The sequence below is a fragment of the Streptococcus iniae genome (assembly GCF_030732225.1).
Lineage (GTDB): Bacteria > Bacillota > Bacilli > Lactobacillales > Streptococcaceae > Streptococcus > Streptococcus iniae.
In genome coordinates this window covers 818,340-843,185 of sequence record NZ_CP132230.1, presented here as the reverse complement: position 1 = coordinate 843,185, position 24,846 = coordinate 818,340, and the positions used below count along the sequence as shown (strand labels likewise).

Genomic DNA, 24,846 nt, shown 5'->3' with positions numbered 1-24,846 from the left:
CCTCTTACTAATGGCTAACGCAATCCATCCCACTCAGCATAAAATTCTTCTAAATAACTTTCTAAAAAAGCGTGTCTTTGCTGCGCTAAAAAATAGCCATATTCTGTATTCATCAAATCTTTTAACTGTAATAATTTTTCGTAAAAATGCATAATAGCTGTGTCCTTGCCATTGCGATAATCATCAACAGACAAGTTCTGTCGTGCTTTTCTATTAGGATCATGAATCAGTCTTCCTTTATGACCCGAATAGGCCATACACCGGGCAATTCCAATAGCTCCAATAGCGTCGAGGCGATCTGCGTCTTGAACCACTTTAGCCTCTATGCTTTCAGCAGGTTTTCCATGCCCTGCTTTAAAAGAAATACTTTCAATGATGTCCCTGATTTGTTGCTTTTGGCTAGCTGCTAAAGACTGCTGCTCTAACCAATTCTTCAAGTCCTTTTCAGCCTTTACCCTATCTTGATGAAGTTTTTCATCTGTCATGTCATGCAACAATGCTGCTAATTGGCAGATGAATAGATTGGCATTTTCTTTTTGAGCAATGGTCACTGCTGTGTTGCGGACACGTACGATGTGCCACCAGTCATGACCGCTTGCATCATCTGCCAATTTTTGTGACACCCATTTTTCAGCAGCTGCTAAGATATCTTTTTCTTTGGGACTTAACATGCTTACTCCTTTTTGCCATCAAAAAGCGACAGCCACTCGCCATAGCCTTCTTTAGCCATTTGCTCATAAGGAATAAAACGTAAGGCTGCGGAGTTGATGCAATACCTTAACCCACCTTCTTCTTTTGGCCCATCATTAAAAACATGACCCAGATGGGATTGTGCCTGTCGACTCTTAATTTCCACCCGACGCATGCCGTAAGAATTATCCTGATGATTGGTCACCTGACGATTATCAATCGGCTTAGTAAATGCCGGCCAACCACAACCTGACTGGTACTTGTCATCTGAAGAAAACAAAACCTGTCCATCCACAACATCAACATAGATTCCTTTTTCAAAAAAGTGATCGTATTCCCCAGTAAAGGCTGGTTCTGTTGCTGCTTCTTGTGTAACCTTATAGGCCAAATCACCAATAGTTTGTCGTAATTTTTCCTTATCAATCATCATTTTACCTCCTCATCACTTTAGTCCTATTGTAGCAAAAAATAAGCCATAATGAGCAGTCAAAGTGTTGAATAAAGCACAAAAACTCACTTTTTACAGTGAGTTTTGGTTTATTTTTTACTATCTTCGTCCATTGAAAGAACACTCAAGAAGGCTTCTTGTGGGACTTCTACTGATCCGATAGCTTTCATACGTTTTTTACCAGCTTTTTGTTTTTCAAGCAGCTTACGTTTACGAGAAACGTCACCACCATAACATTTTGCCAAAACGTTTTTACGAAGAGCTTTAATGTCACTTCGAGCAACAATTTTTTGACCAATAGCAGCCTGAATCGGTACCTCAAACTGCTGACGCGGAATAATTTTTTTCAATTTTTCAACAATCAATTTTCCACGTTCATATGCAAATTCTTTATGAACAATAAAGCTTAAAGCATCAACTTTTTCAGCATTTAACAGGATGTCCATCTTCACTAATTGTGATTTTCGGTATTCTGAAATTTCATAATCAAAACTTGCGTAACCACGTGTTGATGATTTCAGTTTGTCAAAAAAGTCAAAAACAATTTCAGCAAGTGGAATTTGATAAATCACATTAACACGATTATCATCAATATAATCCATAGTAACAAAATCCCCACGTTTACGCTGGGCTAATTCCATTACAGCACCAACAAACTCTTGAGGAACCATGATTTGTGCTTTAACATATGGCTCTTCGATATGATCAACCTTTGTTGGGTCTGGAAACTCAGATGGGTTTGACACTTCAAGCATTTGTCCATCAGTCGTCATAACATGATAAACAACAGATGGTGCCGTCATAATAAGGTCAATATTAAACTCACGCTCCAAGCGTTCCTGAATAACATCCATATGAAGAAGACCAAGGAAACCACAACGGAAACCAAAGCCAAGAGCTTGTGAAGTCTCCGGTTCAAACTGAAGACTAGCATCATTAAGTTGCAATTTTTCAAGAGCTTCTCTTAAATCATTGTATTTGTTGGATTCAATTGGATACAAGCCCGCAAAAACCATTGGGTTCATTTGTTTATAGCCGTGCAGTGGTTCTTGTGCAGGATTATTTGCAAGTGTCACTGTGTCACCAACACGTGTGTCAGCTACCGTTTTAATTGATGCAGCAATATAACCAACATCACCCGTTGCCAAGAATTCACGACCAACTGTTTTTGGAGTGAAAATACCAACCTCAGTCACATCAAAAGTTTTACCATTTGACATCATTTGAATCTTATCACCGGGTTTGACAATACCATTGATGATACGAACCTGTAAGATAACACCACGATAAGCATCGTAAGCTGAGTCGAAGATTAAAGCCTGCAATGGTTTTTCAACATCACCTGTTGGTGCAGGAACTTTTTCAACAATTTGCTCTAAAATCTCTTCAATTCCAATACCAGCTTTAGCTGATGCAAGCACAGCCTCTGAGGCATCTAACCCAATAACATCTTCAACTTCTTGACGCACACGTTCTGGGTCAGCTGCTGGCAAATCAATTTTATTAATAACTGGGAGAATCTCAAGGTCGTTATCCAAAGCCAGATAAACATTTGCCAAGGTTTGCGCTTCAATTCCTTGCGCAGCATCAACAACTAAAACAGCACCTTCACAGGCCGCTAAAGACCGTGACACTTCATAAGTAAAGTCGACATGTCCTGGTGTGTCAATCAAATGAAGGATGTAGGTTTCCCCATCTTTTGCCTTATAATTAAGCTCAATAGCATTGAGTTTAATGGTAATGCCACGTTCACGTTCCAAGTCCATGGAATCAAGCAACTGCGCTTGCATTTCACGGCTAGAAACTGTCTCCGTTTTTTCTAAAATTCTATCTGCTAAGGTTGATTTCCCATGGTCAATATGGGCAATGATAGAGAAATTACGAATTTTCTCTTGGCGTTTTTTTAATTCTTGACTATTCATTTTTTATTCCTATACACATTTTTCGTTTCCCTCTATTATATCAAAAAAGCCTATAAGTAGCTATAGGGCAAGACTTGGAATTTTGAAGCATTCTATTAGACTGAAATTTCAGAATATTCCTGTTTTTATGAAATATTTGTTACAGAAATGTCATTAAAATGTTCAGAAATTATGATAAAATTGAGGTATGAAAAAACTGAATCTCACTGGAGAGAGATTTGGACGGCTTACTGTTGCTAAACGAACAGATAAACAAGCTGGAAACAACGAAATAGTGTATATTTGCAAATGTGACTGCGGGAAAGTTATTGAAGCATACACTTCCTTGCTTAGGCAAGGACGCACCCGTTCATGTGGTTGTTTACACAGGGACACACGAATGAAAGACTTGTCTTCACTAACTGCCAAAAAGAAAATTGTTGATGGTGTCCAACTGGATATGTTTGAAGGTAGACAAAACAAAAACAACACAAGTGGTTACAAAGGCGTTTACAAACACTACAAAGGTTATGTTGCTCGTATTTGTGTCAAAGGAGTTCATCACAGAGGAGTTACACGAAAAACAAAAGAGGAGGCTTATCAGGATCGCTTAGCGTTGGAACGTAAATTCCTTCCTCGACTTGACTCTTAAGACTTAAAAAAGATAGGATTCATTTCCTATCTTTTTTAGCTACTGCTTTTACTCTTGACTTGCAAACCAGATATCAATTTCACGTCTTGCAGCGTCGATAGAATCTGAACCGTGCACCACATTTTGAATGCCACCATCGTCTCCTGGCGCTTGCCCAAAATCTCCTCTAATTGTTCCTGGCAGGGCATCTTTAGGATTTGTAACCCCCATCATCATACGCCAGGAAGAGACCACACGATTGCCTGACAAAACACCAATCAACAGAGGACCACTTGTCATGTAAGCCTCAATCTCTGGAAAAAACGGTTTATCAACCAGAAAATCATAATGTTTTCTCAGAATTGCTGCATCAGCCTGACGCAATTCCAACTTCTCAATCACAAAACCCCTACGCTCAATACGTTCAAGAACCTGACCAATCAGCCCCCGCTTAACACCATCTGGTTTAATCATAAAAAAGGTTTTTTCCATAATGCCCTCACTTAGCTTTTTTATCAGTATAGCATAAAAAAACTATTTTTGAAAGCGGTTTCCGAATATGTAAGTTATTCAAATGGGAAATATTGCCTTAAAGAAACACACAAAAAAACACAGCTCTAAAACGGTGTAGCCACACTTATAGGTACTGTTGTAGTTTTGGGACCATTCAAAATAACACAGCTCTAAAACTAAAGGTGTTGATATTATATTTAATACTAAGTTTTGGGACCATTCAAAATAACACAGCTCTAAAACTAATTGTCTAACTATTTCCAAAAATGCCACGTTTTGGGACCATTCAAAATAACACAGCTCTAAAACGAAGCAAGAAGAATTTAAAAAAGCTAAAACGTTTTGGGACCATTCAAAATAACACAGCTCTAAAACATGAAGCTGGCAACTGTTTATAGTCGTATAGTTTTGGGACCATTCAAAATAACACAGCTCTAAAACAATGAGACAATAGCTTTTACTCAAAAAGGAGTTTTGGGACCATTCAAAATAACACAGCTCTAAAACACGGTACTGCTCAGATGACACTTACTGGTGGTTTTGGGACCATTCAAAATAACACAGCTCTAAAACAGGTATCAAGGTCTTTGCCTGATGGTGAGGGTTTTGGGACCATTCAAAATAACACAGCTCTAAAACAAAAATCATATATTGTCATCTGTTCCGCTTGTTTTGGGACCATTCAAAATAACACAGCTCTAAAACCTCGTAGCTAAATTTTTTCTACAAAATTTCGTAATCGCACTATTTGTCTCAGCTAGACTTCTATCTTGATGATCCTTTTAATTACTATTGTCTTTCTTAATACTATTATACCATATTTTCAGTTAGCATAAAAAGATCTTCATCTAAAACATATTGAGGAAAATCATACATCTTTCTTGGTTCCAAAAATAAGACTGGTTGACTAGACAAACTAATATATTCTAACAGTTTCTCAAATTCATCTCTAGTAAAGTATGCTCCACTATTAATAAAAACTAGTAACTTCTTTTTAGTTAAATATTTAAATATTTGTACGATTTCCAGACATTTTTCAAAAAACGTATCGCTTTGAGTTTCAATTTTTGGTAGTGTAAAATATCTTGTGTAAACACAAAAAAGGAATAAATCCTGTATAGTAGAGTTACGACACTTCACTAGAAAGAGATTTATTCCCATGACTCAGTTTACCACAGAATTACTTAACTTCCTAGCGCAAAAACAAGATATTGATGAATTCTTTCGATCCTCTTTAGAAATAGCTATGAATGATCTCTTGCAGGTTGAACTATCAGCTTTCCTTGGATATGAGCCATATAAAAAAGAAGGTTACAATACAGGTAATAGCCGTAATGGGACCTACTCTCGACAGTTTGAAACGAAGTATGGCTTAGTCAATTTAATCATTCCAAGAGATCGAAACGGCGAGTTTTCACCAGTTTTATTACCATCTTATGCTAGACGAGATGACCACTTGGAAGAGATGGTGATTAAACTCTATCAAACTGGCGTTACGACACGCGAAATCAGTGACATTATTGAGCGCATGTATGGTCACCACTACAGTCCAGCAACGGTGTCAAATATCACAAAAGTGACTCAAGAAAGTGTCACTGCCTTTCATGAGCGTTCCTTTCAAACTAACTACTCAGTCTTGTATCTAGACGGAACTTACTTACCCTTGCGACGAGGTACGGTCAGTAAAGAATGTATTCACATTGCACTTGGTATCACGCCTGAAGGGTATAAATCAGTTCTTGGCTATGAGATTGCCCCTAATGAAAATAATGTCTCTTGGTCAGATCTTCTTAAGAGGCTACAAAATCAAGGACTTAAGCAAGTTTCTCTAGTTGTTACAGACGGGCTTAACGGTGTGGATCAAATCATCCAACAAGCCTATCCAATGGCTAAACAGCAACGGTGTCTGGTTCACATTGGTCGCAATATCTCCAGTAAGGTCAAACGAGTAGATAGGGCACCTATTCTAAATCAGTTCAAGCAGATTTATCGTGCCACAAATTTACAGGAGGCTATTAAATTATTGGAACAATTTGTTTCTGAGTGGAAACCTCGTTACAAAAAGGTTATGACATCACTTGAAACAACTGAAAATCTCCTAACTTTCTATCAATTTCCACATCACATTTGGTCTAGTATTTACTCTACAAACTTGATTGAATCACTCAATAAAGAAATCAAGCGACAAAGCAAGAAGAGGGTGGTTTTTCCAAATGAAGAAGCCTTAGAACGATGCCTTGTAAGTATTTTCGAAGACTATAACATTAAGTTCGGAGCTCGTATTCATAAAGGATTCGGAGTATGTTTTGACACACTTGATAGCTTATTTGACTAATATTCAAAAACTCTACTCTTGTGTTTACACAAAATTATTGACAGTATCCAATTTTTACACCTAAGGCCTTAATTAGCTCTAAAACTGTGATTTCATCGTATTCTAAATCCAACTCATTTTCTAAACATTCATAAGCAATTAATTCGGTAATAGTTGCAGCAAGTTTTTCGATCATTGATTTTACTTCTGGTTTATCACTTAATTGAGTTTCCAAATCAGAATGAACCAGTTTCAACAATGACGGAGCATTTACATCATACCCTAAAATATCAGTCACAAGCATCACTTCTGATTCTTTTATAGATTTAAATTTTTCATCAAAAAGTTTTAAATCATCTTCTTCAGAATATTGACAAAAATGCTTGGCACACGATGAAAAAACTGTTCTATTTTCAATAACTAAAATTGTTCCTTTTTCAATTGTAATCGGTTCATCAAAAACTGGAAAATTAAGTTTCATCCTTGTATTCCTCTCCTAAAAACACAATCCTATCATCAGAATTTGCAATACAAGTATCTCTATTACCATTTAAGTAAATCATTCGTGCAAATTGTTTCTCCGTAACTGTTAAAAGTGTTATGTTTCCACTTTTCGGATTATTTTCTTGCAACCGATCAATCATCGCAGTATTTGCAGAATTATTCAACAGTAATTTACTATATACCGAAAATTGATGCATAATAAAACCTTCACTCAGTAAAAATGTTCTAAATTTACGATATGCTTTTCGTTCTTCTGATGTATCAGTCGGCATATCAAACATTAGTATCATACGCATATATCTGTAACTCATACCCTAAATTCAGGAACTCCTTTCCCCTCATTATTCAAAGATTTGACTACTTTTTTTGTATAATCACTTACAATATTTGATAAGTACATTTCTTTATTATTATATAAATATGTTTCTGAAAAAATTGAAAACAGATAGCGTTTAATCTGTATAAAACTTTTATTTCGATTCTCATAGACAATCTTATCAACTATTATTCGAAAAGGTTCCATAATATCACTAGCAAAATTAAAGTGGTTAAACTGATTAGAATGCTTCAACCCAAATTGAGTCATACAGCCACAAACAACCAATTCACGAGCAAACATACTTAACAAAAGTGTATAGCCATAATCTAAACCTGCATTAATAACATTGTCCTGTTCACGACTAAAATCATTTCCAAATAAAGTATTAAAATATATTCTTGCTGAGTGTCCTTCTCTATTAGTTGGATCAAAAATTTCTAGACCATTATAAAGATCAATTATTGACTGAGATTTTTCATAAAAACCACAAGAACCTAAATACATGCTTTGATTTAAAATCTTTTGAGCAATAATTTTTGTCCATACTTCTGCTCTTAAATCTTCTGGCCATGAAATTTGCTTAGATAATTGTAAACTAGAATCATGTCTTCCATAATAGGGAGCTAACAATGCAGTTGGTAATCTCTTATCATCGCAAAAAATAACTAAAATATTTTCATCAATTAGTCTTTTTATTAACATCGTTGATAGCACAATATCTGTAGTTTCTAGTAACAAGATGTCAATCTCGGACAGATGAATCATTTCCGTCCGAGACGCATCCTTATAAATAAGATGGTTACTTTTATATGATAATTTAGAATGTGTATTGACAATAACAGTTCGCCAACCCATTATTTCCCTCCAAGTTTACTTAAATCAATACGTGTTTCATAAAGTCCGGTTGGTGATTGATAGATTAATGTACTATTTATAATTTCATTTGTTGATGAATAACGTTTCCTATCAATATCACCATTAAAAAATTTAAAAGCTGACGGTGCACCCAAATCGGTAAATGTGAAAAGGTTTAACATATTAATTGCTTGTTCTTCTATACTAAAGTTGTCTTTTTCTTTATAAAGATTTTGTATTTTTATTAGATTACTATCTGCCAAAATATAACGATTAGAGTATTCCACAATAATTTGCATTATTTCATCAAAATAATACAAATGACTTTCAACATAGCTTCTCTTTTTCTCTCTATCTTCCTCTTTTCCAGTAAATTTTGTATAGTGAGATGCAAGATATAAGAATTTAACATATTTATTAGGTAAGGCCAGTTCATTACCTTTTTGCAATTCCTTTGCACTAGCTAGAAGCCGTTTCCTACCATTTTCTAATTCAAATAAACTATATTTTGGCAGTTTAATAATAGAACTAGTTTGAATATCCTGATAACCTTTCTTTTCAAGAAAGGCAATAGGATCTTTTTCAAATTCATCTTGTTCCATTATTTTTATTCCCACAAGTTCTTTGATAGTTTTTAGTTTTTGAGTTTTTCCTTTTGCAATTTTAGCAACTACTAATACAGAATAAGCAATTATTGGGCTATCAAAACCACCATATTTTTTAGGATCCCATGACTTTTTACGAGCAATCAATTTATCAGAATCACCTTTTGGCCAAATAGATTCTTTAGAAAACCCACCTGTTTGAACTTCTGTTTTCATTACAATATTAACCTGAGGATATGACATCACTTTCCGAATAGTTTGCATATCTTTTACTTTATCCCACACTATCTCCCCAGTTTCAGTATTAACTTCGATTTGTGGTCTCGTAAATATGGTATCATCTGCAAGCTTAATTTCTTTTTTAAAGAAATTCATGAGATTGGAGTAGAAAAACATTCTTGTTGTAGCTTTCCCTAAAGAGGAGTCCGGTTGAATCATCAATTTGGCTAAATCATAATGTTTATAGTCACCATAAACAAACTCCGCTTCTAATTTAGGATACTTTTTCAATAGTGCTGTTCCTACAACTGCATTGAGGTAGGCATCCTGAGCATGATGATAATCATTAACTTCACGAAGCTTGTAAAATCCAAAATCTTTACGAAAATCTGATACCATTTTAGATTTCAAAGTAATAATTTTAACATTGCGATTGCTTTTGCTATCCTCAGTTAGATTGCTGTTAAACCGACTATCTAATATTTGAGCAACATGTTTTGTAATTTGTCTAGTTTCAACAAGTTGACGTTTGATGAATCCTGCTTTATCAAAATCACTTAAGGCACCACGTTCTGCTTTAGTTAAATGATCAAATTTTCGTTGTGAAATTGCACCACTTTTCAATTGTTTATACCAAAACGACTTCATTTTATTAACTGTTTCTATATTTGGTACATTATCTGACTTACCTCTATTAGAAGCTTGAGTGGTTAAGACGGTATTATCAATTGAATTGTCTTTTATAAAGCTTTGCGGAATAATATGATCAATATCATATTGACTTAAATTGTCATAATCTAATTCTTTCCCAGTATACATATCTTTACCATCTTGTAAAAGATATAGATATAACCTATCACTTTGGAGTTGTGTATTGCTTACATTGTATTCCTTTAAAATCTTACTTCCTGTATTTTTATGAACTTCTTCAAGTTTTCGTAATCGTTGACGAGAATTTTTAATCCCTTGCATTGTTGATTGATTTTCTCGAGCCATCTCGATAACGATATTATCTGGATTTTGTCCCATAATTTTAACAATCTCATCAACAATTTTTATACTTTGTAAAATACCCTTTTTTATTGCAGGACTTCCTGCTAAATTTGCAATTGTTTCTTCAAGACTTTCGTTCTTAATTGTCTTTTCTTGCTCATTCTTTATTATCTTTGCAAAATCTAGTGAAGAATCATTAATTAATTGCATGAAGTTTCGGTTTGCAACTCCATCGTCTTTTAAAAATCCAAGTATAGTTTTACCAGTTTGTTTATCTTTGATACCATTTATTAACTTTTGAGATAAGCGTCCCCATCCAGTATAATGACGTTTTTTCAATTTTTTAAGAACAGATTTTTCAAAAACATCAGCATATTTCACTAAACGTCTTTCAATCATTGCTTGATCTTCAAAAAGTGTTAAAGTCCATACAATTTCCTCTAGTATATCCTGATTTGCTTCATCATCCAAAAATGCTTTGTCTTTAAAAATCTTTAATAGGTCATGATAAGTTCCTAACGAAGCATTAAATCGATCTTCAACTCCCAAAATTGTTACTGTATGGAAACATTTCATTTTACTAAAGTATTCCTCTTTCAATTGTTTTACAGTTACTTTCCTTTCTTTTTTAAAAAGTAAATTAACAATTTCTTCTTTATCTTCAGATGATAAAAACACAGGTCTTTTCATGCCTTCCGTCTGATATTTAACCTTAGTCAACTCATTGTATACCATAAACATTTCATAAAGGGGACTATGTTTAGGAAGAACTTTTTCTTCAGGCAGATAGGTATCAAAGTTGGTCATTCTTTCAATAAATGCTCTAGCTGAAGCCTCTTGATCCACTACTTCTTCAAAATTCCAAGGAGTAATTGATTCATTTGATTGACGTTTTAACCAAGCAAAGGAACTCTGACCATTTGCTAACGGGCCGACATAGTATGGAATTTTAAAAGTGAATAATTTCTCTATTTTTTTCTGATTTTCTTTTAAGAAAGGGTAGAATTTTTCTTGGCGTCTAATGATTGCCTTAAGTTCATTCAGATGAATTTGATGTGGAATTGAACCATTATCAAATGTTCTTTGTTTTCTTAAGAAGTCTTCCCGCTCAAGTTTAGAAATTAGTTTTTCTGTACCATCTAATTTTAACAAGATAGGCTTAATATACTTATAGAACTCTTCCTGACTTGTTTTACCATCAATATAACCAGCGTAGCCATTTTTCTCTTTATTATCAAAGATTTCCTTATATTTTTCTGGAATTTGTTTCTTAACTAAATTTTTCAAGAGAGCCAAATCCTGCTGATGTTCTTCATAACGTTGTACCATTGATGCTGATAAAGGAGCTTTTGTACTTGCCCCCTTTACAGTTATAATATCTGAAAGTAAAATTGCATCAGATAACTTTTTAGCAGCGATGAATAAGTCGGCATATTGGTCGCCAATTTGAGCTAAAAGATTGTCCAAGTCTTCTTCATAACTGTCCTTAGAAATTTGAAGTTTAGCATCTTCTAATAGTTCAAAATTAGTTTTAAAATTTGGTGTTAACCCTAACGCAAGCGAGACAAGATTTCCAAAAAGCATATTTCTTTTTTGATTAGGAATTTCCGCAATTAGATTTTCTAGTCTTCTTGATTTGCTTGTTTTAGATGTTAGTATTTTTTCTGCATCAATAGAAGCTGTTTCAACAATATCCTCCTCAAATAAATTATTATAGATATTTACTAAATTTAAAAACAACACATGAACGTCTGTATTTTCTGAATCTAAATTTCCTTCAATCAAAAAGTGACCTCTAAATTTAATAATATGGGCTAAAGCTAAATAGATTAATCTAAGATCAGCTTTTTGATCACTATCGGCTAATGTCTGCCTTAGATGATAAATAGTTGGATAGTCATTATGATAAGTAATTTCATCTTTCAAATTCCCAAAAATAGGATGATTTTCAAACTCTTTATCATCTGAAACCAAAAATGATTCTGATAAACGTGGAAAAAATGCAATGTCTAGCTCGTTCATTTCACTTGAAAATATCTTTTGTAACTCCTTGATACGATATTTTCGTCTTGTATACCTTCTTCTTGTTGTTCTCTTTAAACGAGTGGCTTCCGCAGTTTCACCATTATCAAATAATAATGCACCAATCAAATTTTTCTTTATTGAAGTTCTATCTGTAGTGCCTTGAATTCTCATTTTTTTTGAAGGAACCTTGTAATCATCTGTTATAACGGCCCATCCTACACTATTTGTACCAATATCAAGTCCAATTGAATAAGGTTTACGCATGTATTTTCTCCTTTTTGCCAGCACTTTTTTAAAGTGCATTATTTATGTATATCAATTAATTAATAATTTCATAAAATAAAAATCGATACTGTCAATAATTTTGTGTAAACACAAGAGTAGAGTTTTTGAATATTAGTCAAATAAGCTATCAAGTGTGTCAAAACATACTCCGAATCCTTTATGAATACGAGCTCCGAACTTAATGTTATAGTCTTCGAAAATACTTACAAGGCATCGTTCTAAGGCTTCTTCATTTGGAAAAACCACCCTCTTCTTGCTTTGTCGCTTGATTTCTTTATTGAGTGATTCAATCAAGTTTGTAGAGTAAATACTAGACCAAATGTGATGTGGAAATTGATAGAAAGTTAGGAGATTTTCAGTTGTTTCAAGTGATGTCATAACCTTTTTGTAACGAGGTTTCCACTCAGAAACAAATTGTTCCAATAATTTAATAGCCTCCTGTAAATTTGTGGCACGATAAATCTGCTTGAACTGATTTAGAATAGGTGCCCTATCTACTCGTTTGACCTTACTGGAGATATTGCGACCAATGTGAACCAGACACCGTTGCTGTTTAGCCATTGGATAGGCTTGTTGGATGATTTGATCCACACCGTTAAGCCCGTCTGTAACAACTAGAGAAACTTGCTTAAGTCCTTGATTTTGTAGCCTCTTAAGAAGATCTGACCAAGAGACATTATTTTCATTAGGGGCAATCTCATAGCCAAGAACTGATTTATACCCTTCAGGCGTGATACCAAGTGCAATGTGAATACATTCTTTACTGACCGTACCTCGTCGCAAGGGTAAGTAAGTTCCGTCTAGATACAAGACTGAGTAGTTAGTTTGAAAGGAACGCTCATGAAAGGCAGTGACACTTTCTTGAGTCACTTTTGTGATATTTGACACCGTTGCTGGACTGTAGTGGTGACCATACATGCGCTCAATAATGTCACTGATTTCGCGTGTCGTAACGCCAGTTTGATAGAGTTTAATCACCATCTCTTCCAAGTGGTCATCTCGTCTAGCATAAGATGGTAATAAAACTGGTGAAAACTCGCCGTTTCGATCTCTTGGAATGATTAAATTGACTAAGCCATACTTCGTTTCAAACTGTCGAGAGTAGGTCCCATTACGGCTATTACCTGTATTGTAACCTTCTTTTTTATATGGCTCATATCCAAGGAAAGCTGATAGTTCAACCTGCAAGAGATCATTCATAGCTATTTCTAAAGAGGATCGAAAGAATTCATCAATATCTTGTTTTTGCGCTAGGAAGTTAAGTAATTCTGTGGTAAACTGAGTCATGGGAATAAATCTCTTTCTAGTGAAGTGTCGTAACTCTACTATACAGGATTTATTCCTTTTTTGTGTTTACACAAGATATTTTACACTACCTAAAAATCTCTTTAAAAATGTCAATAAGTAGCTTTATTATTTCTAATATACTCTTGAATAAATTTATTTTCTCAATTTTAAATCTCGATTCCTCATAATACAATTATTATAACATTGTTTTTAAAATATTCAAATGGATTTATTTTAAGATTTCTGCTAAAATATAAGCTAATTGTATTATGGTTTTAGAGCTATTTTGTTTTGTTTTTCCTTGACATTTTAATAGAGATATTATATTATTATTTTGTTGGAACCATTCAAAACAACACAGCAAGTTAAAATAAGGCTTGTCCGTAATCAACTTGAAAAAGTGAACACCGATTCGGTGTTTTTTTATTTTCCATATTTCATTCATATTATATTTTATACTTCCATTCTACTCTTCAAAAACCAAAAAAGCAAACGTTTTCAAGTCGTTTGCTTTTTGTTATTTTCCTGTTTTTTACTGATGCTATAGAGGGTCCAGAAGGCCAATTCATAGAGGATGAAAAAGGCTATAAAACAGTGCCTAAAGAAGCTTTCGGGTAAGATCCAAATAACTGGGTCTGTTAGGGGATTAAAGGTCCAGTTGCTCTTGCCTGCAAAAAGGATTTTATGAAAAAGAATGAAAAACTGTTCAAAGCCTATCATGAAAGCAAAACTTGCAATTAAAACTGGGCAGACGGCTGCGCTGAGAAAGGCATTTTGGTAGAGCGGCATCAGTTGTTTTTGAATAGTTGTTTTTAAAAATTTAAGACTTGGGAATGCTAATAAGACAAAAATAGCCTGTGTCACATGAAATAAGATTTTCACATCTTGAAAATGAGCGAGACCATCTTTAGAAGACAAGAAACTTGCAAAGGTTAAGGTCTGATGAAAAGGATTGGTCAGATATGACATGAGTCCATTAAAATGACAGAGAATAGATGCCTTTGTCATGTAGACAACTTTATCAATCCCTAAAAAATCAATTTCTAATGGGTAGCTAAGCCAAGCTAGGTAAATTGTTGCAAGAACAGCAAAAGATAAAAGCCAAAGCCATAAGCCAATTACACGACATTTTTCTCTCATTTAAAATCCCACTCATCAAGGCTTTTAAGGACATAATCTGGTTGGATGGGCAATGTAGCAACTTCTTCTGGCTTTGTAAATCCTGTTGTAACCAGCAATGTCGCGATGTCATTTTGAATACCAGCCATGATGTCAGTCAAATAATTATCGCCAACCATCAGAGCATCTTGGCGCTTGATGTCAAGAATTTCTAAAGCCTTGTTCATAATAATAGCATTTGGTTTTCCAATAAAAACCGGTTTAACTCGTGTCGCTGCTTCTAACAGTGCCACTAATGTTCCAGCTCCCGGCAATAGACCACGTTCTGTTGGAATATTTAAATCTGGGTTTGTCCCTATAAAGAGTGCCCCTTTTTCAATAGCTAGTGTCGCAGTTGCTAACATGTCATAAGTCAATTGAGTGTCTAAGCCAACAACAACATAAGCAGGGGTTTCCTTATCTTCTTGATAACCTGCTGCACTAATGGCTGATTTTAGTCCTGTTTCACCAATAACATAAGCGGTTTTACCACGATTCATGTCATTCATATAGTCAACTGTAGCCATTGTTGCAGTATAAATACTCTTAAGTGGAGTTTCAATATTAAATTGCTTTAAGAGCATTTCCTGGATCATTTCAGGTGTTCGTGTTGTATTATTAGTTACTAATAGGTAAGGGAGCTCCTTAGCTTGTAGAGACTCGATAAAAGCTTTGCCAGCTGGAATCGGGTCTTTCCCCATATAAATAGTACCATCTAAATCAATTAGATATCCTTTGTATTTCAATGTATTCTCCTATTCTGTGATTGTTTCCCATGTGATAATTGCTTGCGCATTCATGGCGTTTTCCGAAGTAATTTCATGGTAAGACTTTAAATCCTCTAAATGGTAACGAGAGCTAACTGTGCCACCTGGGGCAACTTCTTTGAGGTATTTAACTTGAATGTGTTTTGGTCGATGTGATTGTAAAAAGGCAAAGCCCATCACATCATACATCCACTCCAAATACTTGCTATTATTAACATGTCCATTTAAGTCGATATCATAATACCTCACATTATAGTCTTTTTCAACAGCTTCTTGTAGTGCCTGCATTCTTGGTGTACGGCGCAGTTTTTTACTGAATTCAGACTGATAAATGGCTACTAACTCTTCTGGAATTGGGGCGACCTTACGGGTATCAAAATCCATCAAAGCAAAATGAGTAACCAAACAGCCAATTTTTTCACCCTCTTGGTCAAAGAATGTGAATTGACGGTAACAAAAATACTTATTATAAGACAAGGCTTCTGTTTCTATAGTGATGGTCTCATGCAATTTTGGAATTCGCTCAAAGCTAAACTCATGGTCTGTGATAATCCAAACAAAACGATAGGTATCTAGAACATAAGCGTCACTTCGTCCTAATTGCTGAGATTGCTTGCCAGAAATAATCATACAATAGGCAAGTAATAAAGGCAATTTAACATCACATTTAACATCACACAAATCAAAAGAAAGCCTCAATTGTTCTCGGTATTTTAATCCCATTTGTATTCTATCCTATCCTATTCTAATATAAATTTCTCAGCGACATTGTCTCCTAGAAAGAGACCTTTTTTTGTCATTCGAATGACCTTATCATCATTAACGAGCAAACCTTCTTCTTGTAGCTGACTTACAACTGCACCATAGAGCTCCTGAAACGAGCATTTAAACTTTTCTTCAAAAGCTGTCACCGATACACCTGTTTTTTTGCGCAAGCCTAAAAACATTTCCTCTTCCATCATTTCTTTTTGACTGAGGATTTCCTCGCTTAAGCGCGCATCGCCATCAGCCACAGCCTTAAGGTAATGTTGAATTGGAACTCGGTTTCGGTAACGAACGCCATTTAAATAACCTGATGCCCCAGCCCCACAACCATAATATTCATCATTATTCCAATACATAAGATTATGCTGGCTGTAAAATCCTGGTTTAGAAAAATTTGAAATCTCGTAATGTTCAAAACCATTGGCTTCCATTTCCCTGATAATATATTCAAACATTTCAGCTTCTAAATCCTCCGTTGGCAGGTTTAACTTGCCACGGCGCATCTTATTCATAAAGACAGTGTGATGCTCTAAAATAAGGCTATAAAGGCTAAGGTGAGGAATATCAAGTGCTAATGCTTTTGCCACATTTTCTTTGACTTGCTCAAGTGTTTGACCTGGTAGCGCATAAATCAAATCAATTGAAATATTATGAAAGCCAGCTTCCTTTAAGGCCGAAATCGTTGAATAAATTTGCGCCTCATTATGACTTCTTCCAATTTGTTTTAAATGCTTATCATTAAAAGTTTGAACACCTAGAGAAATGCGATTAACTGCTGAAGCCTTCAAAACTTCAATTTTATCAGGACTTAAATCTCCAGGATTAGCTTCAATTGTAAATTCCTCAAGCATTTGCAAGTCCAATTCTCTACTAAGTTCTGTCAAGAGATAATCTAATTGAGAAGCTGTAATGGAAGTCGGTGTTCCCCCACCAATATAAAGGGTGCGCAGCTTTTTGACATCATAATAGCGAAATTCAGCAATAAGAGCCTGAAGATAGGCATCAACAGGCTGGTTTTTGATGAAAACTTTTGAAAAATCACAATAATAACAAATCTGTGTGCAAAAAGGAATATGGATATAAGCTGAACTTGGTTTTTTTAACATGAAACTATTATACCATTTTGACAGTAAATTGGCTTTGTCAGCCTACTCCTTTTCTGAAAACCATTTTTCCATTCTGACAAAGGGATAAGCACTCCCATTGGTCTTTTGGTTATAGACCGTCACACCTTTATAGCCCATTTGACAATAAAGATGTTTGGCCCTCTTATTAAAATCAGCCACCTTTAGAACATGACATTTGGCAGCAAATTGCAGCTTGGCATAGTCTTCAATTGCTTGAAAAAATGCTCGACCGTACCCTTTTCCAACATAGTCTGGCTTCATCCCTAAAACTATTTCCAGTTGATCATGTCTTTTAAAGAAGCCAACAAAGCCAAAAAGAACCCCATTGCGAAGAACCTGAAAATAATGATCCCCTCTTTTATCAGCTGAGAGTATCTCTTTATAATCTTCTATATCAGCAGTCATATCATAAAAATCGTAAGGAGGCTGATAATGCCATTTATTGGCAATCTCTTCAGCAGATTCCTGACTCAAGGGCATAAGGTAAAAGCTTGGCTCTGTTATAAGGCGGTGAAAACTTTTATTGATATTTTTGATGCGCCTTTTTTGAATATCCTTTTTTTCAGTTTGGAAAACATAAGAAAGGTAGCCTTCTTGAAATTCTGGAATCATCTCAGTAAATAACTTATGACAAGGGCTGTCCAAACCTTGTTCAAAATCTTGTTGGTTTTGGTTCATGTACTTTCCCCTAGTTGATGTAGTCATTTTATTATAGCAAAAAAGTGTCCCATTCAGGACACTCAATTCTTTTTAATCAATTCCAATTTCAGAACGCACAACATCAGCAATGGTATCAACATAATAATCAACTGCTTCGTCGGTTGGTGCTTCTGCCATGACACGTAAGAGCGGCTCTGTTCCACTTGGTCTTACTAAAATACGGCCATTGCCTTGCATTTCTTCTTCCATTTTACCAATGATAGCAGCAATTTCAGGCACTTCCATAGCTTTTTCTTTCATGCTATTTTCAACACGGATGTTTACCAATTTTTGTGGGTAAATAGTTACATCAGAAGCTAAATCAGATAGGCTTCTGCCTGTTTCTTTCATGACTTTAGTTAATTGAATAGCAGTCAATTGCCCATCACCAGTAGTATTGTAGTCCATGATAATAACATGACCTGATTGTTCTCCACCAAGATTGAATTCTGACTGACGCATTTCTTCTACAACATAACGGTCACCAACAGCCGTAATAGCTTTGTTAATGCCATGTTCATCAAGTGCTTTATGGAAACCAAGGTTTGACATAACAGTTGTTACAATAGTGTTTTTAGCTAGCATTCCTTTTTCTGACAAGTATTTACCAATGATGAACATAATTTTATCTCCATCAACAATTTGGCCATTCTCATCAACAGCAATCAAACGATCACTATCCCCATCAAAAGCTAATCCAATATCTGAACCTGACTCAATAACTAACTCTTGCAATTTTTCAGGATGTGTTGAGCCAATACCGTCATTGATATTAAGACCATTTGGTTCTTCACCAATCACAGTAATTTCAGCTTCTAAATCTAAGAAAATATCACGCGCTGACACTGATGCTGCACCATTTGCAGTATCAAGAGCAACTTTCATGCCATCAAGTGCTAGACCAGTTGATACTAAGAACTTTTCATATTTACGTAGGCCCTCTGGGTAGTCAACTAGTGTGCCAAGGCCTTCTGCACTAGGGCGTGGAAGATTATCTGTGTCTGCATCTAATAATGCTTCAATTTCCAATTCTTGGTCATCTGCTAATTTGAATCCGTCGTTACCAAAAAATTTGATACCATTATCTAAAGCAGGGTTGTGACTAGCTGAAATCATGACACCAGCACTAGCTTTTTCTGTACGAACAAGATAAGAAACTCCTGGTGTTGCAAGGACACCTAATTTATAAACCTCAATCCCAACAGATAAAAGACCTGCAATTAAAGCTGACTCTAACATTTCACCTGAGATACGAGTATCACGAGCGACAAAAACACGGGGTCTTTCTGTTTCATGTTGACTTAAAACATAGCCACCAAAACGGCCTAATTTAAATGCTAACTCCGGTGTTAATTCAACGTTGGCTTCTCCACGAACGCCATCTGTTCCAAAATATTTTCCCATAATTCAATAAGCGTTAAACGCATCCTCCAATGATTTCTTTTCTATTCTTTCTTTTTAGTTGTTAATTGAACGACAACTGATGATGGTTCTATCGAGACAAGCTCTGAGTCAAGGCTGACCGTTTTAGTCGTGTTTTTAGTGACATCTGAGATATCAACTTCTGCAATCACTTCTGAGATTGTGTCCAGAACATCTCGACTTCCAGAAATGGTTGCTGTTTCTTTTGAAAGTTTTGGTTGTACTTCACTCAAATTTGAATCAAGTGTTCCAACAATAACTGCTCGAATAGGTACAGTCTTTGTAATTTTTTTAACTTTAATTGATAGGCTTGTTTTAGCAGGGCTTATGGCACTTGCTAAAATGGTTCCATCAGCAGAAACAGCTTGCAAGGTCACTGTGTCATTATAATCTTTGTCTAGTTTAACATCCTCTGGCAATTTCGCAACAACATGATCAATCAATTCAATTTTTGATTCATCACTAGTTACTTCCACTTTACCAAGTTCTGTCGTCATTTTATCAATTTCAAACCCCCTAGGGATTTGTTTAGGGTCTACACTGCCAGCCACTGAAAATACTTTTGTTTTCTTTTTGCCAATTGTGACTGAAATTTTATCAGGAGTCACTTTAGCTGCTACACCATTAGGTAAATTTGTCACCTTCAAAGGAACGGTTACCTTACCTGGTTTACTTTCTGTTAAATCAGCTACAATATTAAAGCTACGCGTATCACTATTGACTTCTGAATCTAGTTTAATACGGTTGGTTGACGTCAGATAAACCTGTGCTCCATAAGAGTATTCACTAATGAAATATTTATCACTATCATACTTGAGATCAATTGGAACATCAGATAAGCTATGCGTATAGGTTTCGATTGTGGTAAAGCCTTGAGAGTTGGTGCTAGTTGATGCTGCAGTTAGAAACAAGAGAACAGCTAATAAGATTGACACCAAGCCAAGCCAAAGACGACTAACAAAAAAATTTTTCACCGTTATTGTCCTCCCAAAATTTTCTGATACCAAGCCTTTTTAGCATTTGTATGATTAACAAGATAAGACCTGAGAACTGACTCAAATTCTGAACGGCTAAGGTCATGCATGAATTGCCCTTTTCTTGTCACAGAAATACCACCTGTTTCCTCAGACACAACAATGGTAATCGCATCAGAATTCTCTGATAAACCAATAGCTGCCCTGTGGCGAGTTCCAAATTCTTTTGAGATGGTCATTGATTCTGACAACGGTAAATAAGCTGAAGCAACTGCAACCTTATTATCTGCTATCACCACAGCACCATCGTGTAAGGGGGTATTTGGTATAAAGATATTAATCAAGAGTTGACTTGAAATTTCAGCATTTAAGGGAATCCCAGTGTTAATAATTTCCTGCAAGGTTTGCGTTTGTTCGATAGCAATCAAAGCCCCAATCTTACGAGGACTCATATATGCTACAGATTTTAATAGGGCTTCTACTAATTTTTCTTCATCACTCTGAACTTGCCGCTGCACAAAAACATGTGTGCTACGACCAAATCTTTCAAGACCGGCTCGAATTTCAGGCGCAAAAATAATAACCCCCGCAATAACCCCGTAAGTGATAACTTGATTCATCAAATAGGTAATAGTAGTGAAGCCAACCCACTCAGCTACAAAACGTAGCAAAATAAAGAGGACGACTCCCTGAACCAGGGACATGATTTTTGTTCCAGCTAGAGCACTGATGAAGCGGTAAATTAAATAAGCAACTATTAGAATATCTAATAAATGCACAGCAAATACCAAAGGATCATCAAATAAGCTCATGATAAATTTAGCATCAATATGACTTAGATTACTCATACAACTCTCTTTCTAGATTCTTTGAACGTTAAGACATTTCCATTATACCACTTTTCAGTAAGTTTTTCTGTATTCATAATCTATAAATCTGTGATAAAATAGAATCATGAAATTAAAGACACTAACAGGCATTATAGCCGGAAAATCTGCACAGGCCCTGCTAAAAAGCATGGGGCGAGGCTCAACCTATCCTGGAAAATTAGCTTTGCAGTTTGATAAAGCAATCTTAGATACCCTAGCAAAAGACTATGAAATCGTTGTCGTTACGGGAACAAATGGTAAAACCCTTACGACTGCTTTAACCGTTGGCATTCTATCAGAAGCTTTCGGGGAAGTTTTAACAAACCCTAGCGGTGCCAACATGATTACAGGCATTGTATCAACATTCCTCACAGCTAAAAAAAGCAAAACAGGTAAAAAAATTGCTGTGCTTGAAATTGATGAAGCTAGCCTTCCAAAAATCACTCAGTATATCACACCTAGTCTTTTTGTCTTCACAAACATTTTCCGTGACCAAATGGACAGATATGGAGAAATCTACACCACCTATCAAATGATTATTGACGGTGCTAAAAATGCACCGCAAGCAACAATTATTGCCAATGGAGATAGTCCTCTTTTTGCTTCCAAAGATTTAATCAATCCTATTCATTATTTTGGTTTTGAAACAAACAAACATGAACCAAAACTGGCCCACTACAATACCGAAGGTATCCTTTGCCCAAAATGTGAGCACATCTTACAGTATCGTCTTAACACTTATGCTAACCTAGGTGACTACACTTGTTTAAACTGTGGCTTTGAAAGACCACAATTACACTACAAATTGACGGAACTAACTGAAATCACTAATTCTAGCTCTGCTTTTATCATCGATGGACAAGATTATAAAATTAATGTTGGTGGTCTCTACAACATCTATAATGCCTTAGCAGCTGTTTCTGTTGCTGAGTTCTTTGGAGTAACACCTGAAAAAATTAAAGCAGGTTTTAATCAGAGTCGTGCTGTCTTTGGACGACAAGAAACCTTTACAATTGGAGATAAATCTTGTACTCTCGTTTTAATTAAAAACCCTGTTGGTGCTAGTCAAGCTCTTGAAATGATTAAACTCGCAGACTATCCATTTAGCCTGTCGGTACTTCTGAATGCCAATTATGCCGATGGTATTGATACCTCGTGGATTTGGGATGCTAATTTTGAACTGATCAATGACATGCCAATTACTGAAATCAATGCTGGTGGTATTCGTCATTCTGAGATTGCTAGACGCCTACGTGTATCAGGATATGATGAAACAAAAATTACTGAGAACAAAAACCTCGAAGATGTCATGGCAGCTATTGAACAACAAGAAACTGATCATGCCTACATTTTAGCTACTTACACTGCTATGCTGGAATTTCGTGAGCTTTTATCAAATAGACATCTGGTTAGAAAGGAGATGAACTAATGACTTATACTTCACTTCAATCTCCTCAGGATAAAACTTATTCTTACCAGATCCGAATTGCCCATCTCTACGGAAACCTTCTGAACACCTATGGTGACAACGGTAATGTATTGATGTTGAAATATGTTGCTGAAAAACTCAATGCTATGGTCACTGTTGATATTGTCTCCATCGGAGACGATTTTAAGGAAGACGACTATGACATTATTTTCTTTGGCGGTGGCCAAGATTATGAACAATCCATTGTGGCTAAGGACTTGCCAAGTAAAAAAGAAGCCATTGCAAACTACATCGACAAAAACAAGGTTATTTTAGCCATTTGTGGAGGCTTCCAGCTTTTGGGTCAATATTATATTCAAGCAAATGGTGTGAAAATTGATGGTATTGGGGTTATGGGTCACTATACCCTTAATCAAGACAAGAACCGTTTTATTGGCGATATCAAAATCCATAATCAAGAATTCAATGAAACTTATTTTGGTTTTGAAAATCATCAAGGAATGACCTTCCTGTCTGATGACGAGAAACCACTTGGAATTATTGAATATGGAAATGGTAACAATGACAAGGATAATACAGAAGGTGTACACTATAAGAATGTCTTTGGTTCTTATTTCCACGGACCACTTCTTTCTAGAAATGCTAACCTAGCTTATCGACTCGTCACTACTGCAATTACAAATAAATATGGTCAGGAGTGCTCACTTGCAAGTTACGCCAGCATTTTAGCTAAAGAAGTTGCTGAAGAATATGCTGACGTCAAAAGTAAGGCCAGTTTCGACAATTAAAAGGGGCTGGGCAAAAAGCCTAATATAAACAAAACCGCATGAAATCTTTCGTTTACAAACGTTGATTTCATGCGGTTTCTTATTTCGGAAATTTGAAAAAATCAATGAGATTTCGACTTTTTGCCCAGCCCCTTTTTATGTCTTATGCAACAATTGCTTTTGCAACTTCTTCTACTGTCATTCGTGAGAAATACTGTGCAATATCAATTGTTTGTAGTTTTTCTAAAATATCTTTATATTCATATCTGCTTCCAATAAGTAATGCTTCAATGTCTTGAACATCTTTAATCCCAAAGAAGTCACCATAGATTTTGAGACCTTTAATAACAGAATTTTCAATATTTGCGAAAGTATTGATTTTACCAGCCGCATAGCGAACATTACGTTCAATGGTATATTCTGGAGCTTTACCGTAAGTCCAATCCCAAGTTCCAAATTGATTATCTGCTGATTCTTGGATTTTAGCCAATTCATCTTCAGATAAGACGTATTCTGTCATATCAGGGTAGGTCTCTTTCATTTTTTCCAGGATTTTTTCTGAAAATTCATTAACTGTTATTTTTTCTGGTAATTCATTTAAAATATTTGTTACACGGGCACGAACAGATTTAATCCCTTTAGACTCAATCTTGTCCTTGCTTACTTTTAAGGCATCTCCAAGAACAGACATGTCAACATCAAACAAGAGACAGCCATGGTGCATCATGCGACCTTTATGATAAGCTTGTGCATTGCCACAGAATTTTTTACCATCAATCTCTAAGTCATTTCGACCAGTAAATTCAGCTTTAACCCCTAAATCAGCTAAAGTTTCAATAACTGGTTGTGAAAAAGTCTTGAAATCGAATGCTCCTTCTTCAGACTTATTTGAAATAATAGTATAGTTAAGATTATTTAAATCATGGTAAACAGCACCACCACCTGACAAACGACGCACGACATGAATACCGTGTTGATCAATGTATTCTTTATTAATCTCTTGAATGGTATTTTGGTGTTTCCCAATAATAATTGCAGGTTCGTTAATCCACAAAATAAAAATTTCGTCTTCAGAGACAAGTTCTTTAAAGGCATAAGCTTCTAAGGCAATATTGTAAGCAGGGTTATTACTCTTATTAACAATGTATTTCATTTTTTCTCCTAATTAAAGCGTTTTTATTACAGCTTCTATTGTAATGGAATCGAGTCTAAAATACAAGCTAAAATGCTTGCTGCAATAGCCTTTCAAGGAACAATACTTAAATTAGAAAATCAAAAAA

The 24,846-nt window shown here is 35.4% G+C and carries 21 protein-coding genes, 2 pseudogenes and 1 CRISPR repeat array; of the genes and pseudogenes, 4 read left to right on the top strand and 19 right to left on the bottom strand.

The window, feature by feature from the left end:
- Window positions 1-14: 14 nt before the first annotated feature.
- The 3 genes from Q9317_RS04080 to lepA form a co-directional block, all read right to left on the bottom strand.
- Window positions 15-671: an HD domain-containing protein gene (locus Q9317_RS04080; RefSeq protein ID WP_003099283.1), complete on the bottom strand. Its 657-nt coding sequence runs from the start codon at window positions 669-671 to the stop codon at window positions 15-17.
- Window positions 672-673: 2 nt separating this feature from the next.
- Window positions 674-1,117, bottom strand: coding sequence for a peptide-methionine (R)-S-oxide reductase MsrB (gene msrB / locus Q9317_RS04075; RefSeq protein ID WP_031239422.1), 444 nt, complete (start codon window positions 1,115-1,117; stop codon window positions 674-676).
- A gap of 110 nt (window positions 1,118-1,227) precedes the next feature.
- Entirely contained in the window at window positions 1,228-3,060 is a 1,833-nt protein-coding gene (lepA, locus tag Q9317_RS04070) for a translation elongation factor 4 (RefSeq protein ID WP_003099280.1), read from the bottom strand.
- Window positions 3,061-3,247: 187 nt separating this feature from the next.
- Here lepA and Q9317_RS04065 point away from each other — a divergent pair, with 187 nt between their 5' ends.
- Window positions 3,248-3,691, top strand: coding sequence for a hypothetical protein (locus Q9317_RS04065; protein WP_305981580.1), 444 nt, complete (start codon window positions 3,248-3,250; stop codon window positions 3,689-3,691).
- Between the two features lie 48 nt (window positions 3,692-3,739).
- On the opposite strand, the gene ndk is transcribed toward Q9317_RS04065, so the two are convergent.
- Both ndk and csn2 (Q9317_RS04055) read right to left on the bottom strand, forming a co-directional pair.
- The gene (ndk, locus tag Q9317_RS04060; RefSeq protein ID WP_003099276.1) at window positions 3,740-4,162 is read right to left on the bottom strand and encodes a nucleoside-diphosphate kinase; all 423 of its coding nucleotides are present in this window, start codon (window positions 4,160-4,162) and stop codon (window positions 3,740-3,742) included.
- Window positions 4,163-4,324: 162 nt separating this feature from the next.
- Window positions 4,325-4,888: a CRISPR direct-repeat array (repeat unit 36 nt; unit sequence GTTTTGGGACCATTCAAAATAACACAGCTCTAAAAC).
- A 105-nt stretch (window positions 4,889-4,993) separates the two neighbouring features.
- Window positions 4,994-5,251: pseudogene (gene csn2, locus Q9317_RS04055) on the bottom strand (type II-A CRISPR-associated protein Csn2); the annotation flags it as partial.
- 91 nt (window positions 5,252-5,342) lie between these two features.
- Here csn2 (Q9317_RS04055) and Q9317_RS04050 point away from each other — a divergent pair.
- Complete coding sequence (locus Q9317_RS04050) at window positions 5,343-6,518, top strand: IS256 family transposase (protein ID WP_003099060.1); 1,176 nt, start codon at window positions 5,343-5,345, stop codon at window positions 6,516-6,518.
- 49 nt (window positions 6,519-6,567) lie between these two features.
- On the opposite strand, the pseudogene csn2 (Q9317_RS04045) reads toward Q9317_RS04050, so the two are convergent.
- The 13 genes and pseudogenes from csn2 (Q9317_RS04045) to cdaA form a co-directional block, all read right to left on the bottom strand.
- Window positions 6,568-6,978, bottom strand: a pseudogene (gene csn2 / locus Q9317_RS04045) (type II-A CRISPR-associated protein Csn2); the annotation flags it as partial.
- Window positions 6,968-7,312: a CRISPR-associated endonuclease Cas2 gene (gene cas2 / locus Q9317_RS04040; RefSeq protein WP_017794788.1), complete on the bottom strand. Its 345-nt coding sequence runs from the start codon at window positions 7,310-7,312 to the stop codon at window positions 6,968-6,970. The pseudogene csn2 (Q9317_RS04045) and the gene cas2, both read right to left, overlap by 11 nt.
- Window positions 7,309-8,175, bottom strand: coding sequence for a type II CRISPR-associated endonuclease Cas1 (cas1, locus tag Q9317_RS04035; protein WP_003099271.1), 867 nt, complete (start codon window positions 8,173-8,175; stop codon window positions 7,309-7,311). The genes cas2 and cas1 overlap by 4 nt, the downstream gene beginning before the upstream one ends.
- Window positions 8,175-12,281 (bottom strand): type II CRISPR RNA-guided endonuclease Cas9, encoded by a 4,107-nt coding sequence (gene cas9 / locus Q9317_RS04030; RefSeq protein WP_003099269.1) that lies wholly within the window; start codon window positions 12,279-12,281, stop codon window positions 8,175-8,177. The genes cas1 and cas9 overlap by 1 nt, the downstream gene beginning before the upstream one ends.
- A 132-nt stretch (window positions 12,282-12,413) precedes the next feature.
- Window positions 12,414-13,589 carry an IS256 family transposase gene (locus tag Q9317_RS04025; protein WP_003099060.1) on the bottom strand — a complete coding sequence of 392 codons (1,176 nt, stop codon included), beginning with the start codon at window positions 13,587-13,589 and terminating at the stop codon, window positions 12,414-12,416.
- A 498-nt stretch (window positions 13,590-14,087) separates the two neighbouring features.
- A complete protein-coding gene (locus Q9317_RS04020) occupies window positions 14,088-14,729 on the bottom strand; it encodes a TIGR01906 family membrane protein (RefSeq protein WP_003099264.1) in 642 nt (213 codons plus the stop codon).
- Window positions 14,726-15,493: a TIGR01457 family HAD-type hydrolase gene (locus tag Q9317_RS04015; protein WP_003099262.1), complete on the bottom strand. Its 768-nt coding sequence runs from the start codon at window positions 15,491-15,493 to the stop codon at window positions 14,726-14,728. The genes Q9317_RS04020 and Q9317_RS04015 overlap by 4 nt, the downstream gene beginning before the upstream one ends.
- A gap of 9 nt (window positions 15,494-15,502) precedes the next feature.
- On the bottom strand, window positions 15,503-16,237 hold the full coding sequence (locus tag Q9317_RS04010) for an acyl-ACP thioesterase domain-containing protein (RefSeq protein WP_003099260.1): 735 nt from the start codon (window positions 16,235-16,237) through the stop codon (window positions 15,503-15,505).
- Between the two features lie 17 nt (window positions 16,238-16,254).
- Entirely contained in the window at window positions 16,255-17,385 is a 1,131-nt protein-coding gene (gene hemW, locus Q9317_RS04005) for a radical SAM family heme chaperone HemW (RefSeq protein WP_003099259.1), read from the bottom strand.
- A 42-nt stretch (window positions 17,386-17,427) separates the two neighbouring features.
- Window positions 17,428-18,084 carry a GNAT family N-acetyltransferase gene (locus tag Q9317_RS04000; protein ID WP_003099258.1) on the bottom strand — a complete coding sequence of 219 codons (657 nt, stop codon included), beginning with the start codon at window positions 18,082-18,084 and terminating at the stop codon, window positions 17,428-17,430.
- 72 nt (window positions 18,085-18,156) lie between these two features.
- On the bottom strand, window positions 18,157-19,509 hold the full coding sequence (gene glmM / locus Q9317_RS03995) for a phosphoglucosamine mutase (RefSeq protein ID WP_016355899.1): 1,353 nt from the start codon (window positions 19,507-19,509) through the stop codon (window positions 18,157-18,159).
- Window positions 19,510-19,550: 41 nt separating this feature from the next.
- On the bottom strand, window positions 19,551-20,501 hold the full coding sequence (locus tag Q9317_RS03990) for a CdaR family protein (protein WP_003099256.1): 951 nt from the start codon (window positions 20,499-20,501) through the stop codon (window positions 19,551-19,553).
- 2 nt (window positions 20,502-20,503) lie between these two features.
- A complete protein-coding gene (cdaA, locus tag Q9317_RS03985; protein WP_016355898.1) occupies window positions 20,504-21,349 on the bottom strand; it encodes a diadenylate cyclase CdaA in 846 nt (281 codons plus the stop codon).
- A 106-nt stretch (window positions 21,350-21,455) separates the two neighbouring features.
- Between cdaA and murT the strand changes: the two genes are divergently transcribed.
- Window positions 21,456-22,799 carry a lipid II isoglutaminyl synthase subunit MurT gene (gene murT, locus Q9317_RS03980; RefSeq protein ID WP_003099254.1) on the top strand — a complete coding sequence of 448 codons (1,344 nt, stop codon included), beginning with the start codon at window positions 21,456-21,458 and terminating at the stop codon, window positions 22,797-22,799.
- A complete protein-coding gene (gatD, locus tag Q9317_RS03975; RefSeq protein WP_003099253.1) occupies window positions 22,799-23,587 on the top strand; it encodes a lipid II isoglutaminyl synthase subunit GatD in 789 nt (262 codons plus the stop codon). The genes murT and gatD overlap by 1 nt, the downstream gene beginning before the upstream one ends.
- A gap of 142 nt (window positions 23,588-23,729) precedes the next feature.
- Here the strand turns inward: gatD and lplA are convergent, their stop codons facing one another.
- The gene (lplA, locus tag Q9317_RS03970) at window positions 23,730-24,719 is read right to left on the bottom strand and encodes a lipoate--protein ligase (protein WP_003099252.1); all 990 of its coding nucleotides are present in this window, start codon (window positions 24,717-24,719) and stop codon (window positions 23,730-23,732) included.
- Window positions 24,720-24,846: the final 127 nt, after the last annotated feature.